The organism is Pseudomonas sp. XK-1 (assembly GCF_038069885.1).
Lineage (GTDB): Bacteria > Pseudomonadota > Gammaproteobacteria > Pseudomonadales > Pseudomonadaceae > Aquipseudomonas.
Genome location: NZ_JBBPES010000005.1, coordinates 221620 through 234206 on the forward strand (window position 1 = coordinate 221620; position 12587 = coordinate 234206).

A 12587-nucleotide genomic window follows, 5' to 3' on the forward strand; every position below is an offset into this window, starting at 1 on the left:
AGAGTCGCGCCCATGAAATTGACCCGTACTGACCGTCGCCTGCTGGCCTGGATGCTGTATTTCAGCGTGCTGTTCAGTGCGTTCGCCTGCAGTATCGGCCATGGGCAGATGGCCGGCCTGCAGCTCAGCGGGCTGAGCAGCCAGTATTGCTCCTTCGAGGGTAACTTCGGTGCAGGCGCGGATCTGGATGGCTCCGGTGTTGTCGCGGCCAATCCTGCCACTGGCTCAGGTTGTTCGCTGAGTTCCACCTTCAGCGCCATCATCCTGGCGGCGTTTTTTGGCCTGCTGGGGCTGCTTGCTCCCAGTCGCGCGCCACTGCTGACTTTCTTCTTCACCCCGCGACCTGTCCGCTATCTCTGGCCTTCGGCCAACCCCCGCGCGTCCCCGTTTATTCCATAGCCATCCGGCATTCCGCCCGGATATTCCTGCCGTTGCCGCGCCCGCTAGCCTGCGCGGGGCCGGTATATGCAAGCTATTGGAGTCGACTTATGAGCCAACCTGCGCGCTCTTTCTACAACCTTGCCTGGCGCTGGCATTTCTATGCCGGGCTGTTCGTGATTCCGTTTCTGATCCTGCTGTCGCTGACCGGGATCATCTACCTGTTCAAGCCGCAGCTCGATCAGTTGCTGTATGCCGAGCTGCTGCAGGTGACGCCTGCCGAGCAGGCGATCTCGGCGGACCAGCAACTGGCCCTGGTGCAACAGGCCTATCCCGAGGCTGCGATTAGGCAATACCTGCCACCGCTGACCGAGGGCCGCAGCGCGCAGTTCGTCGTCGAGCAGGGCGGGCAGGGCCTGAGTCTGTTTGTCGACCCCTACCGTGGCCTGCTGCTTGGCAGCCAGGATGCCAGTTACAACCTGCAGGCCATTGCCCGCCAGCTACACGGCGATTTGATGATCGGCACCCTGGGCGACCGCCTGATCGAGCTGGCCGCCGGCTGGGGCATCGTCCTGGTGGTCTCCGGCCTGTACCTGTGGTGGCCACGCGGGCGCTCCGGCGCGGGCGTGCTCTGGCCTCGATTGAGTGCCGGTGGCCGACTGCTGTGGCGCGACCTGCATGCGGTAACCGGCTTCTGGGGCTCGCTGCTGCTGCTGTTCATGCTGCTGACCGGGATGACCTGGACCGGCTTCTGGGGCGCGCAGTTTGCCGGGGCCTGGAACCACTTCCCCGCGGCTATGTGGGATGAGGTGCCGCAGTCCGGCACGCTCACCGGCAGCCTGAACAACAGCAGCCGGCAGACCGTGGCCTGGGCGGTGGAAACCACGCCGCTGCCGGCTTCCGATCCCCATGCTGCGCATAAGGGCCATGCCACCAGCACCGTGCCAAGTGCCGCGCCCCAGGTCAGCCTGCAACAGGTGGTCGACACCGCCCGCGCGCGCGGCGTGCAGCGGGGTTACAGCATCACCCTGCCGAAAGGCGAAACCGGGGTGTACAGCGTGGCCTTGTTCGCTGATGACCCACGTAACGACGCGACCCTGCACCTGGATCAATACAGCGGTGCGGTATTGGCCGATGTGCGCTGGCAGGATTACGGCCCCGTGGCGAGAACCGTGGAGACCGGGGTGAAGTTGCACGAAGGCAAGCTGTTCGGCCTGGCCAATCAGCTGCTGATGCTGCTGGTCTGCCTGCTGATTCTGCTTAGCGCGGTCAGTGGCCTGATCATGTGGTGGCAACGTCGCCCGGCCGGCAAGTTCGGCGTACCGCCGCTGCGTCACGACCTGCCGCGCTGGAAGACCGCCATCGTCATCATCGGCCTGCTCGGTGCCGTCTTCCCGCTGGTGGGGGCGTCCCTGCTGCTGATCTGGGCGCTGGACGGGTTGCTGTCGCGTCTGCCCTGGCAGCGCCTGGCTAACGCCGGAATGGAATAACCGGCGCGGGCCCGGCCCGCGTCAATGCTTCGCCTTACCACATACATCTGGACTGTCAGTCCTCTACAGGAGAACACCATGTTGCTGAAGAAGACCCTGCTGATCGCCGCACTGCTGAGCCCGAGCCTGTTTGCCAGCGCCCATGACTACAGCGTCGGCGAGCTGCACATCGAGCACCCCTGGTCGCGGCAAATGCCGGCCGTGGCACCCACGGCTGCGGCCTATTTCGTGGTGCACAACAAGGGTGCCGAGGACGATCGCCTGCTCAGCGTCAGCACCCCGCATGCCGGCAAGGCCGAGCTGCATGAGCATATTCACGCCGATGGTGTGATGAAGATGCAGCAGGTGCAGAGCGTGGCGATTCCCGCCGGCGGCGAAGTGCAGTTTGCCCCCATGGGTTACCACGTGATGCTGTTCAACCTGCAGCAGCAGGCCAAGGACGGCGAGCGTTTTCCGCTGACCCTGACCTTCGAGAAGGCCGGTGCGGTCGAGGTGGAGGTGGCGGTGCAGAAGGATGCGCCAGTGGCCGAGCCGGCCCAGGGCGAAGGGCACGGGCACTAATCAGCGTCATGCAATCCCGCTGAGTTGCAGCGGGGTTGCTGTTACCCATTGAAGGTCGCTGCCATTGATTTGCATCAGCCGTGCTGCCCAGGCCTTTGGCCATACTCGCCACAGTATTTTTGAGTTGTCGTGATGCCCCGCAACCGCTCCCTTACAGCCCACTACCGCGCGAGCTGGCTGGCCCTGTTGGCCATGCTGTTGCTCAGCGTCGGGCCGTTAGGGGCACAACTCAGTCAGCCTGCCGAACCGGCCTGGCTGACCGAGCTGGCCTGTGGCGAGCACACAGACAGCCAAAAACTGGACCATGAAGCGCTATGGGCCAAGTGCGGCTATTGCACCTTGCTGCTGAGCAGCCCGGCCACCGCTTGTGCCAGCCCGACGCTGGCGCTGGCCGCGACTGTATCTGCGGATCGGCATGCTGCGCCGGTGCGCAGCGGGGTGGCCCGCTCGGCCATTTTCCCCGGTTCACGCAGCCGCGCCCCACCTGTTTATTCCTGAGTCTTATCGCCCTGTTGCCTGTGTCACTGCCGCCTGAGCGGCACTGGCCATTCCCTGGTTTTGTCTCGATTCTGGAATAAGCATGTCTACTCGTTCGCTATTGATCAGCGCCGTACCTTTTCGTCTGGCCCCTCTCTGTATCAGCCTGCTCTGGGCTGCGCAGGCGCAGGCCGAGCAAGTGCCTGAGCCGTCGCTGCTGGAGCTGCCGCCCCTGGTGGTCACCTGGGTCGTGCAGAGTTCGCCGGTCACCGTGGTCACCGATCCCAAGCAACCGCGCCAGCCGGTGCCCGCTGCCGATGGTGCGGACTACCTGAAGACCATTCCCGGCTTCAATGCCATCCGCAGCGGCGGCACCAATGGCGATCCGCTGTTCCGTGGCATGTTCGGTTCGCGTCTGAATATCCTCAGCGATGGCGGCCTGCTGCTGGGGGCCTGCCCCAATCGCATGGACGCGCCGACGTCCTACCTGTCGCCGGAAAACTTCGACCGCCTGACCGTGATCAAGGGGCCGCAGACCGTGCTGTGGGGGCCGGGGGCCTCGGCGGCGACCATCCTCTTCGAGCGCGACACACCGCGCTTCAACGAGCTGGGCGGGCGTGTCGATGGCAGCGTGCTGGTCGGCTCCAATGGCCGCTTCGACCGCCGTCTGGACGCCACGGCCGGCGGCAGCCAGGGTTATATACGGGTGCTCGGCAACACAGCTCAAGCCGATGATTACAGGGACGGTAATGGCGATACGGTGCCGTCGCGCTGGGAAAAGTGGAACGGCGATGTGCTGCTCGGCTGGACACCCAATGACGACACCCTGATCGAACTCAGCGCCGGCCGTGGCGATGGCGAAGCCCGCTATGCCGGGCGGAGCATGGACGGCAGCCAGTTCCTGCGCGAAAGCCTCGGTCTGCGCGTGCGCCTGGACAACCTCGGTGAGGTGTTCCGCGGCCTGGAAGGGCAGGTGTATTACAACTACGCCGACCACGTGATGGACAACTTCAGCCTGCGCAGCCCCAACCCGCAGGACGTGATGGTGATGATGCGCAACCCCATGGCCAGCAACGTCGACCACCGCACCCTGGGTGGTCGCCTGGTCGGCACCTGGGATTGGCAGGCGTTTGAACTCAAGGCTGGGGTCGATGCCCAGCGTAACGAGCACCGCAAGCGCGCCTCCAGCTTCAATATGCTGACCCAGGCCTACAGCGACTATGACCAGTTCCGTTGGGACAAGGATGCCGTCTTCCACAATTACGGGCTATTCGGTGAGCTGACCTGGCAGCTCAGCAAGCGGGAGCGTTGGGTCGCTGGTGCGAGGCTGGACCGCGCCTCGGTCAAGGACTACCGGCAGACCCTCGGCAGCGGCACGACCCTGCGCGCCAATCCGACCGCCGAGCAAACCCGCAGCGACACCCTGCCCAGCGGCTTTCTGCGTTACGAGCACGACCTGTTGCGCCTGCCGGCTACCTGGTATGCCGGCCTCGGCCATACCCAGCGCTTCCCCGATTACTGGGAGCTGTTCTCCGCCAGCCCTGGGCCGATTGGTTTCGTCCAGCCGATGCAGAGCCTCGACCCGGAAAAAACCACCCAGCTGGACCTGGGCATCAACTACAGCGGCAAAAAGCTCGAAGCCTGGGCCTCGGCCTATGCCGGCCAGGTGCGTGATTACATCCTGTTCAGCTATGGCCCGGGGATCATGCCGGGGCATGTGCGTTCGCAGGCCAGCAATATCGATGCGCGCATCATGGGCGGCGAGCTGGGCCTGAGCTATCGCCTGGACAGCAACTGGAAAACCGATGCCAGCCTGGCCTACGCCTGGGGCAAGAACAGCTCCGATGACCGCCCGCTGGCGCAGACCCCGCCGCTGGAGGCGCGCTTCGGCCTGGCCTATGAGCAGAGTGACTGGAGCGCCGGGGCCCTCTGGCGCGTGGTGGCTGCGCAGAACCGGGTGGACGAGGGCAAGGGCAACGTGGTCGGCAAGGACTTCGACAGCAGCAGCGGCTTTGCCGTGTTCTCGCTTAATGCCGCCTACCGCCTGAGCCCGGAAGTGAAGGTCAGCGCCGGCATCGACAACCTGTTCGACAGGGCCTACAGCGAACACCTGAACCTGGCCGGCAATGCCGGCTTCGGCTTCGCCATGGACGATCCGCAGGCCTTTAACGAGCCGGGGCGTACGCTGTGGACCAAGCTGGATTTCAGCTTCTGATCCGGCCAACAGCGTTTGCGTAGGAGCGGGCTTCGCGGGCATGGCCCGCTCCTACGGTATTGCGGCCGCCTTAGACCAGCCTTGCATCCAGGCTGTTCTGCGCCAGGCGCTGGGCCTGTTCCCGGGTCATGCCCAGGCTGTCGTGCAGGGCGACGAAGTTTTCGGTGACGTAACCGCCGAAGTAGGCCGGGTCGTCCGAATTCACCGTCACCTTCACCCCGCGTTCGAGCATCTGCAGGATGTTGTGCTGGCGCATATCGTCGAACACGCAGAGCTTGGTATTCGACAGTGGGCAGACGGTCAGCGGGATCTGCTCGTCGATAATGCGCTGCATCAGTCGCTCGTCTTCGATGGCGCGCACACCGTGGTCGATGCGCTCGATCTTGAGCAGGTCTAGCGCTTCCCAGATGTATTCGGGCGGGCCTTCTTCACCCGCGTGGGCGACGGTCAGCAGGCCTTCGCTGCGCGCCTTGTCGAACACCCGCTGGAACTTGCTGGGCGGGTGGCCCATCTCCGAGCTGTCCAGGCCGACGGCGATAAAGGCATCGCGAAATGGCATGGCCTGTTTCAGCGTGTCGAAAGCGGCTTCTTCGGGTAGATGGCGCAGAAAACTCAGGATCAGGCCATGGCTGATGCCCAGCTGCTTCTCGCCATCGACCAGGGCCTGCTTGATGCCGCGCAGCACCACCTCGAAGGGAATGCCACGGTCGGTGTGGGTCTGCGGATCGAAGAACGGTTCGGTGTGGATCACGTTCTGCGCCTTGCACTTTTGCAGGTAGGCCCAGGTCAGGTCGTAGAAATCCTGCTCGGTGCGCAGCACATCGGCACCGGCGTAATACAGGTCGAGAAACTCCTGCAGGTTGTTGAACGCGTAGGCACCGCGCAGCGCTTCGACGTCGTTCCAGGGCAGGGCGATCTTGTTGCGCTCGGCCAGGGCGAATAGCAGCTCGGGCTCCAGCGAGCCTTCCAGGTGCAGGTGCAGTTCGGCCTTGGGCAAGGCATTGAGCCAGTCGTACATGGTCAGGTCTCGTTATCAGGCATGGTCGCGACAAAGTTTAACCGTAAGGACAGGATTTCGCCGAATCAGTCTGCGTAGGGTGGACATCGCTTTTTATGTCCACCAGGCGGGCGGCGCGGTGCCACAGGTGGTGGATGAAAAAAGCGTCAGCTACGCGCCCCGATCCACCCTACGCCTGACGGTGTTATGCGTCGGCCTGTACTTCGCGCCGATACGCATAGGTGTCGGCAAAGCGCGACAGCAGGTACTCGGCACTGGTCACGCTCGGGTACTTGGGTGGATTGGCGGCGTCCGAGCAGTTGGGCAGGCAGCTGATTTCGGTGTCCGGGTGCGGTTCGGCGAAGAACGGCATGGAGTAGCGATCCACCCCCAGTGGGCTGATCACCCGATGCGGGGTCGAGGTGTAGCGGTCGTTGCTCCAGCGCGCCAGCATGTCGCCGATATTCACCACAAAGCTGCCGGCAATCGGCGGCGCATCGATCCACTGGCCATCGCGGTGGCGCACCTGCAGGCCACCGGCGTCGTCCTGGTAGAGCAGGGTGATGCAACCGTAATCGGTGTGCGCCCCGGCACCCTGCTGGTCGGCACTGCTGGCGGTGTGGCGCGGTGGGTAGTGGATCATGCGCAGCACGCTGATCGGTTCATGGAAGCGGCTGTCGAAGAAGTCGCGGTCGATATCCAGGGCCAGGGTCATGGCGCGCAGCAGGGTCTGCGCCAGCGCCTGCATATCGCGGTAGTGCTGCTCCATCAGCTCTTCCCAACCGGGCAGCTGTGGATGCCGATTTGAGCCGCGCAGCGGCTTATCAGCCAGTACCTCAGGATGATCGGCGGGCATATGGAAACCCATGTCGAAGGTTTCCTTGAGGTCGCTGGGCTTGCTCGGGTCCAGCTGTTCGGTGGCAATCGCGCCGTAGCCACGGTGATGGGCGGTCTGGGTGATGTCGATCTTGAGCTTTTCTGCGGCCGGCAGGGCGAAGAAGGCCTTGGCGGCGCTCAGCAGCTCGGCAATGCGCGCCGGGCTGATCGGGTGCCCGGTGATATAGAAGAAGCCCCATTCGCGGCAAGCGCGGTCGATCTGTTCGGCCACGGCCGGCCAGGCGGATGGATCGGCTGAGTAAAGCGGGGCGATATCGATAATCGGTAGGCTGTGCATAGAGGCTCCGGGTGGGGCGTGCTGCGAGTCTTCTCGTACCCAGGGCAGCGAAAAAGGACGATGCCGGGTTAGGGCATCGTCCTTCTGATGCGGTTCTGCCAGAGGGCAGGGACGGCATCGGTGATTGCTGAAAACTATCGCCGCTAAAGCGCCTCCCACATTGTGGGAGCGGCTTGAGCCGCGATTCCAGCTTACTTCGGCAGTTCAGCCTTTACGTTTTCCACGTAGTAGTTCATCGAGGCCAGTTCGGCGTTGGTCGCGGCGACGCCGGCCGGGATCTTCTCTGCGCCGCTCTGGTCCTTGATCGGCCCGGTGAACGGGTGGAAGGCCCCGCTCTTGATGTCGGTGATGATCTGCTCGGCTTCGGCTTTCACCTCGGCCGGTACCAGATCGCTGATCGGCAGACGGATGGTGTCTTCAGCCAGGCCGCCCCAGAAATCTTCGGATTTCCAGTTGCCGTCGATCACCGCCTGGGTAGATTTGACGTAGTGCGGGCCCCAGTCGTTGACGATCGAGGTGAGCACAGCTTTCGGCCCGAAGTGGGCCATGTCCGAGGCGTAGCCCACGGAATAGACACCGCGACGCTCGGCAGTCTGGATCGGGGCCGGGCTGTCGGTGTGCTGGAATACCACGTCGACGCCCTGGTCGATCAGGGCGTTGGCGGCATCGGATTCCTTGCCCGGATCGAACCAGGAGTTGACCCACACCACCTTGATCTCGGTGCCGGGGTTGTACTTGTCCAGGGCCAGCTGGATGGCGTTGATATCGCGGATCACTTCCGGGATCGGGAAGGAGGCGACGTAGCCGATCTTCTTGGTCTTGGTCATCTTCGCCGCGAGGAAACCGCCGACATAACGGCCCTCATAGGAGCGGGACAGGTAGGTGCCGAGGTTCTTGTCCTGCTTGTAGCCGGTGGCGTGCTCGAAGGTCAGCTTGGGGAACTGCTTGGCCACTTTCAGCGTCGGGTTCATATAGCCGAAGGAGGTGGTAAAGATCAGGTCATAGCCGCCCTTGGCCATGTTGCGGATCACCCGCTCGGCATCCGCCCCTTCCGGCACGTTTTCCACATAGCTGGTCTCGACCTTGTCGCCGAGCTGCTTGATCACCGCCTGGCGACCCTGCTCGTGCTGGTAGGTCCAGCCATGGTCGCCAATCGGGCCGATATAAACGAAGCCGACCTTCAACGGATCGGCGGCGACAGCGCCCAGGGTGGCGCTAAAGCCAAGGGCGGCGACGAGGGCACGCAGCAGGGGTTTTTTGCTCTTCTCGAACATGGTCGGTGGAACTCCGATGTGTGTGGGTACGTTGTTGTTAAACAGCTGCCGGTTGGATTGCAAAAAGCTGACCAACTGGACAATTAGCGTGTAATGCCGCGCTATTACGCAGAACCCCGCCGGGGCGGGGTTCTGCGGTAGTGCTGTGCTGGTGCGTAAGGAGCAGGTCGTGCTGCCTGCTGGTGCGTAGGCGTAGCTTAGTGTCCCGGCTGCCAGGGCTTGCCCAGTGACACCGGGGCAAACAGACGTGTCTTGATTGCATCCCTTGAGAGCAGAACCAGCACCAGAATCGTCGCCACATACGGCAGCATCGCCAGCAGGTTGGAGGGGATCGACAGGCCGATGCCCTGGGCCACCAGGTGGATGATGCTGGCCAGGCCGAACAGGTAGGCCCCGAGCAGCACGCGCAGCACCCGCCAGCTGGCAAACACCACCAGCGCCAGGGCGATCCAGCCGCGCCCGGCGGTCATGTTTTCCGCCCACATCGGCGTATAGGCCAGCGACAGGTAACCGCCGGCAAGCCCCGCCATGGCACCGCCGAACAGCACCGCCAGGGTGCGCACGCGCAGCACCGGCAGGCCCATGGCGCTGGCGGCGTCGGGGTTTTCGCCGACCGCCTGGATGATCAGGCCGATGCGGCTTTTCAGCAGGACCCAGGCCACCAATCCGAACAGGGCGAAGGACAGGTAGACCAGGATGTCCTGGGCAAACAGCATGCGTCCGATCAGCGGAATCTCGCTGAGCAGCGGAATGGCGATGGGCTCGAAGCCTGCCAGTGGCTTGCCGACCCAGGCCGCGCCGACAAAGGTCGACAGGCCGACGCCAAAGATGGTCAGCGCCAGGCCGGTGGCCACCTGATTGGCGTTAAAACCCAGGGCCACGGCGGCGAACAGCATGGACAGCAGCATGCCGGCGCTCATCGCCAGCAGCACGCCGAGCCACAGGTTGCCGGTACTCAGGGCGACGATAAAACCTATCACCGCGCCGAACAGCATCATGCCTTCCTGACCGAGGTTGAGCACACCGCTCTTCTCGCAGATCAGTTCACCCAGGGCCACCAGCAGCAGCGGCGTACCGGTGCGCACCATGGCGTAGAAAATATTGCTTAACAGGTCGAGGTCCATCGGTTGCTCCGGATTTGGCTATTGCTTCAATTCATCTGCAGAGGCTTCCCCCCCTCACCCCAGCCCTCTCCCCGGAGGGGCGAGGGAGCTGTACCGCGTTGACTCGAAGTCGCGCGCCGCTTCTGTCCCCTCTCCCTTTTGGGGAGAGGCTTAGGGTGAGGGGGCGTCCGTTCAGGCTGCCACTTTTTTCAGTACCGGAAGGCTGGTCCATTTCCACTTCAGCCGTGGCCGATAGAGGATCAGCACGTCACAGGCGAGCAGGAAGAACAGCATCATTCCCTGGAACAGCTGGGTGATCGCCTGGGGCAGGTTCATGGTCATCTGTGCGTTCTCGCCGCCCAGGTAGAGCAGGGCCATCAGCAGGCTGGCGCAGACGATACCGAGCGGATTGAGGCGGCCGAGAAAGGCCACGGTGATCGCCGCGTAGCCATAGCCTGGGGAGACCTGCGGCACCAGCTGGCCAATCGGCCCGGCCACTTCACCGACCCCCGCCAATCCGGCCAGGCCGCCGCTGACCAGCAGGGCAAACCACACCAGGCGCTTCTCGCGAAAGCCGACAAAACCGGCAGCGCGGCGGTCGAGGCCGAGTACCTTGATCTGAAAACCAAGAAAGCTCTTGTGCAGCAGCACCCATACCGCCACCAGGGCCAGCAGGGCGAAGTACAGGCCGGCGTGCAGGCGGCCATCTTCACTCACCAGAGGCAGGCGGCTGGCATCGCCAAACATCGCCGACTCGGGGAAGTTGAAGCCGGCCGGGTCCTTCAGCGGACCATGCACGAAGAACAGCAGCAGGTTCAGCGCGATGTAATTGAGCATGATGCTGGTGAGAATTTCGTTGGCATTGAACTGGGTGCGCAGCCAGGCGGTCAGCCCGCCCCAGGCTGCGCCGGCGGCCATGCCGGCGAGTACCACCCAGACCAGCGCCCAGCGGCTGTCCCAGTCGATAAGCTGGATCGCCATGGCGCTGCCGGCCAGTGCGCCGAGCAGCAGCTGGCCTTCCGCGCCGATATTCCAGATACGGGCCTGGTAGGCCACGGCCAGGCCGAGGGCGCAGAGCAGAATCGGCAGCGCCTTGACCAGCAGTTCGGAGACGCCGTACCAGTCGGCCAGCGGCGCAATCAGCAAGGTGTGCAGGGTCTGCAGCGGATCGTGGCCGAGCAGGGTGAACAGCAGCGCGCCGCTGCACAGGGTCAGCACGGCGGCGAGCAGCGGCGACAACCAGAGCATGGCGCGCGATTGCTGACCGCGCGGTTCGAGGGATAACAGCATGGGAAACTCCGTCAGCTCAGGTGGGCAGCAGGGGCTGCCAGCGGGCTTGTGATGGGGGGCAGCGGGGCGAATTCGCCGGCCATCCAGCGGCCGACTTCAACCGCTTCAGTTTCTGCGGTGGCGGCCAGGGGCGAGAGCTTGCCGCTGCACAGCGCGCCGATGCGGTCGCTGATCTGGAACAGCTCGTCGAGGTCTTCGGAAATCACCAGGATCGCTGCACCGGCATCGCGCAGGGCAATCAGCGCGCGATGAATCGCCGCCGCCGCGCCCACGTCCACGCCCCAGGTCGGGTGCGCCGCCACCAGCAGTTTGGGCTGCTGCAGAATCTCGCGGCCGAGGATGAATTTCTGCAGGTTGCCGCCGGAAAGGCTGCGCGCCAGCGCATCGGCATCCGGCGTTTTCACCGCAAAGCGCTGGATGATCTGGTCGGCCAGGGCGCGCACCTTGCCGCGCTGAATCAGGCCCTTGCTCAGCAGGCCCTGCTGGAAGGCAGTGAGCAGGGCGTTGTCGGCCAGGCTCATGTCCGGCACCGCGCCATGGCCCAGGCGCTCGGCCGGGACAAAGGCCAGGCCGAGTTTGCGTCGCGCATCCGGGTATAGGTGGGCGATGGGCTGTTGATCGAGGCTGATGCGCGCGTGCTCGTTGCGCGGCAGCCGGGTTTCGCCGCTGAGCAGGGCGAGCAGTTCATCCTGGCCATTGCCGGCCACCCCGGCGATGCCGACGATCTCACCGCTGCGCACCTCCAGGCGGATCTGCCTGAGGGTGCAGCCGAACGGATCGGCGTCGTGCCAGCTGAGGTCATCCACCCGCAGTCGCGGCAGGCCGCCACTGGCTTTCGGGTAACTGCTTTCCAGCCCTTCGGCGTCCCCGACCATCAGCCGCGCCAGCTGCAGGTCGCTGCATTCGGCCGGTACGCAATGCCCCGACACCTTGCCGCCGCGCAGCACCGTGGCGCTCTGGCACAGGGCACGCACTTCGCCGAGCTTGTGGCTGATAAACAGAATGCTGCAGCCCTCTGCTGCCAGGCGGCGCAGGGTGACAAACAGCTCGTCGGCCTCCTGCGGGGTGAGCACCGAGGTCGGCTCATCGAGGATCAAGAGTTTGATGTCCTGCATCAGGCAGCGCACGATCTCCACCCGTTGCCGCTCGCCGATGGACAGGCTGTGCACCAGCCGGCCCGGTTCCAGGGCCATGCCATAACGCTGCGAGACTTCGCGAATCTTCGGCTCCAGCTGCTTGGGTGTGCCGGCCGCCGCGCCCATGGCCAGGGCGATGTTTTCCGCCACCGTCAGAGTTTCGAACAGCGAGAAGTGCTGAAACACCATGCCCACACCGAGGCTGCGCGCCATGGCCGGGTCGCGCATCTTCAAGGCTTCGCCCTGCCAGCGGATCTCGCCGCTGTCGGGCTGGGTGACGCCGTAGATGATCTTCATCAGGGTGCTTTTGCCGGCACCGTTCTCGCCGAGCAACGCATGGATTTCCCCAGGGGCAATGCTCAGGTCGATACGGTCGTTGGCCTGGCAGCCAGGGTAGCGCTTGCTGATACCGCTCAGCTGCAAGCGTGGAACAGAGGGGGAACTGGACATGGGCAGTGGCTCAGGAATGACAACTGGCCTGGCTAAAGCAAA

11 protein-coding genes are annotated in these 12587 nt (G+C 64.2%); 5 read left to right on the plus strand and 6 right to left on the minus strand.

Annotation, left to right across the window (positions count from 1 at the left end; translation table 11 throughout):
- Positions 1–12 precede the first annotated feature (12 nt).
- The 5 genes from WMW70_RS14845 to WMW70_RS14865 all read left to right on the plus strand — a co-directional run bounded on the left by WMW70_RS14845 (position 13) and on the right by WMW70_RS14865 (position 5121).
- Positions 13–399 (plus strand): DUF2946 domain-containing protein, encoded by a 387-nt coding sequence (locus WMW70_RS14845; RefSeq protein WP_341438235.1) that lies wholly within the window; start codon positions 13–15, stop codon positions 397–399.
- Positions 400–488: 89 nt separating this feature from the next.
- Positions 489–1868 carry a PepSY domain-containing protein gene (locus WMW70_RS14850; protein WP_341438236.1) on the plus strand — a complete coding sequence of 460 codons (1380 nt, stop codon included), beginning with the start codon at positions 489–491 and terminating at the stop codon, positions 1866–1868.
- 78 nt (positions 1869–1946) lie between these two features.
- On the plus strand, positions 1947–2429 hold the full coding sequence (locus tag WMW70_RS14855) for a copper chaperone PCu(A)C (protein ID WP_341438237.1): 483 nt from the start codon (positions 1947–1949) through the stop codon (positions 2427–2429).
- Between the two features lie 132 nt (positions 2430–2561).
- Positions 2562–2927, plus strand: a complete 366-nt coding sequence (locus tag WMW70_RS14860; protein WP_341438238.1) for a DUF2946 domain-containing protein — start codon at positions 2562–2564, stop codon at positions 2925–2927.
- A gap of 82 nt (positions 2928–3009) precedes the next feature.
- Positions 3010–5121 (plus strand): TonB-dependent copper receptor, encoded by a 2112-nt coding sequence (locus WMW70_RS14865; protein ID WP_341438240.1) that lies wholly within the window; start codon positions 3010–3012, stop codon positions 5119–5121.
- A 70-nt stretch (positions 5122–5191) separates the two neighbouring features.
- Here WMW70_RS14865 and WMW70_RS14870 read toward each other — a convergent pair whose 3' ends face one another.
- From WMW70_RS14870 to WMW70_RS14895, 6 genes are all read right to left on the minus strand, one after another.
- Positions 5192–6139 (minus strand): adenosine deaminase, encoded by a 948-nt coding sequence (locus WMW70_RS14870; RefSeq protein ID WP_341438241.1) that lies wholly within the window; start codon positions 6137–6139, stop codon positions 5192–5194.
- Positions 6140–6323: 184 nt separating this feature from the next.
- Complete coding sequence (locus tag WMW70_RS14875) at positions 6324–7292, minus strand: 2-oxoglutarate and iron-dependent oxygenase domain-containing protein (protein WP_341438242.1); 969 nt, start codon at positions 7290–7292, stop codon at positions 6324–6326.
- Positions 7293–7483: 191 nt separating this feature from the next.
- Complete coding sequence (locus tag WMW70_RS14880) at positions 7484–8566, minus strand: BMP family ABC transporter substrate-binding protein (protein ID WP_341438243.1); 1083 nt, start codon at positions 8564–8566, stop codon at positions 7484–7486.
- A 197-nt stretch (positions 8567–8763) separates the two neighbouring features.
- The gene (locus tag WMW70_RS14885; protein WP_160016037.1) at positions 8764–9690 is read right to left on the minus strand and encodes an ABC transporter permease; all 927 of its coding nucleotides are present in this window, start codon (positions 9688–9690) and stop codon (positions 8764–8766) included.
- Between the two features lie 171 nt (positions 9691–9861).
- Complete coding sequence (locus WMW70_RS14890) at positions 9862–10959, minus strand: ABC transporter permease (protein ID WP_341438244.1); 1098 nt, start codon at positions 10957–10959, stop codon at positions 9862–9864.
- A gap of 11 nt (positions 10960–10970) precedes the next feature.
- Positions 10971–12545, minus strand: coding sequence for an ABC transporter ATP-binding protein (locus WMW70_RS14895; protein ID WP_445942150.1), 1575 nt, complete (start codon positions 12543–12545; stop codon positions 10971–10973).
- Positions 12546–12587 lie beyond the last annotated feature (42 nt).

Excerpts from the sequence above, each read along its gene's own strand:
- WMW70_RS14845 (WP_341438235.1), top strand. The coding sequence starts at position 13 with ATGAAATTGACCCGTACTGACCGTCGCCTGCTGGCCTGGATGCTGTAT.
- WMW70_RS14850 (WP_341438236.1), top strand. The coding sequence starts at position 489 with ATGAGCCAACCTGCGCGCTCTTTCTACAACCTTGCCTGGCGCTGGCAT.
- WMW70_RS14855 (WP_341438237.1), top strand. The coding sequence starts at position 1,947 with ATGTTGCTGAAGAAGACCCTGCTGATCGCCGCACTGCTGAGCCCGAGC.
- WMW70_RS14860 (WP_341438238.1), top strand. The coding sequence starts at position 2,562 with ATGCCCCGCAACCGCTCCCTTACAGCCCACTACCGCGCGAGCTGGCTG.
- WMW70_RS14865 (WP_341438240.1), top strand. The coding sequence starts at position 3,010 with ATGTCTACTCGTTCGCTATTGATCAGCGCCGTACCTTTTCGTCTGGCC.
- WMW70_RS14870 (WP_341438241.1), bottom strand. The coding sequence starts at position 6,139 with ATGTACGACTGGCTCAATGCCTTGCCCAAGGCCGAACTGCACCTGCAC.
- WMW70_RS14875 (WP_341438242.1), bottom strand. The coding sequence starts at position 7,292 with ATGCACAGCCTACCGATTATCGATATCGCCCCGCTTTACTCAGCCGAT.
- WMW70_RS14880 (WP_341438243.1), bottom strand. The coding sequence starts at position 8,566 with ATGTTCGAGAAGAGCAAAAAACCCCTGCTGCGTGCCCTCGTCGCCGCC.
- WMW70_RS14885 (WP_160016037.1), bottom strand. The coding sequence starts at position 9,690 with ATGGACCTCGACCTGTTAAGCAATATTTTCTACGCCATGGTGCGCACC.
- WMW70_RS14890 (WP_341438244.1), bottom strand. The coding sequence starts at position 10,959 with ATGCTGTTATCCCTCGAACCGCGCGGTCAGCAATCGCGCGCCATGCTC.
- WMW70_RS14895 (WP_445942150.1), bottom strand. The coding sequence starts at position 12,545 with ATGTCCAGTTCCCCCTCTGTTCCACGCTTGCAGCTGAGCGGTATCAGC.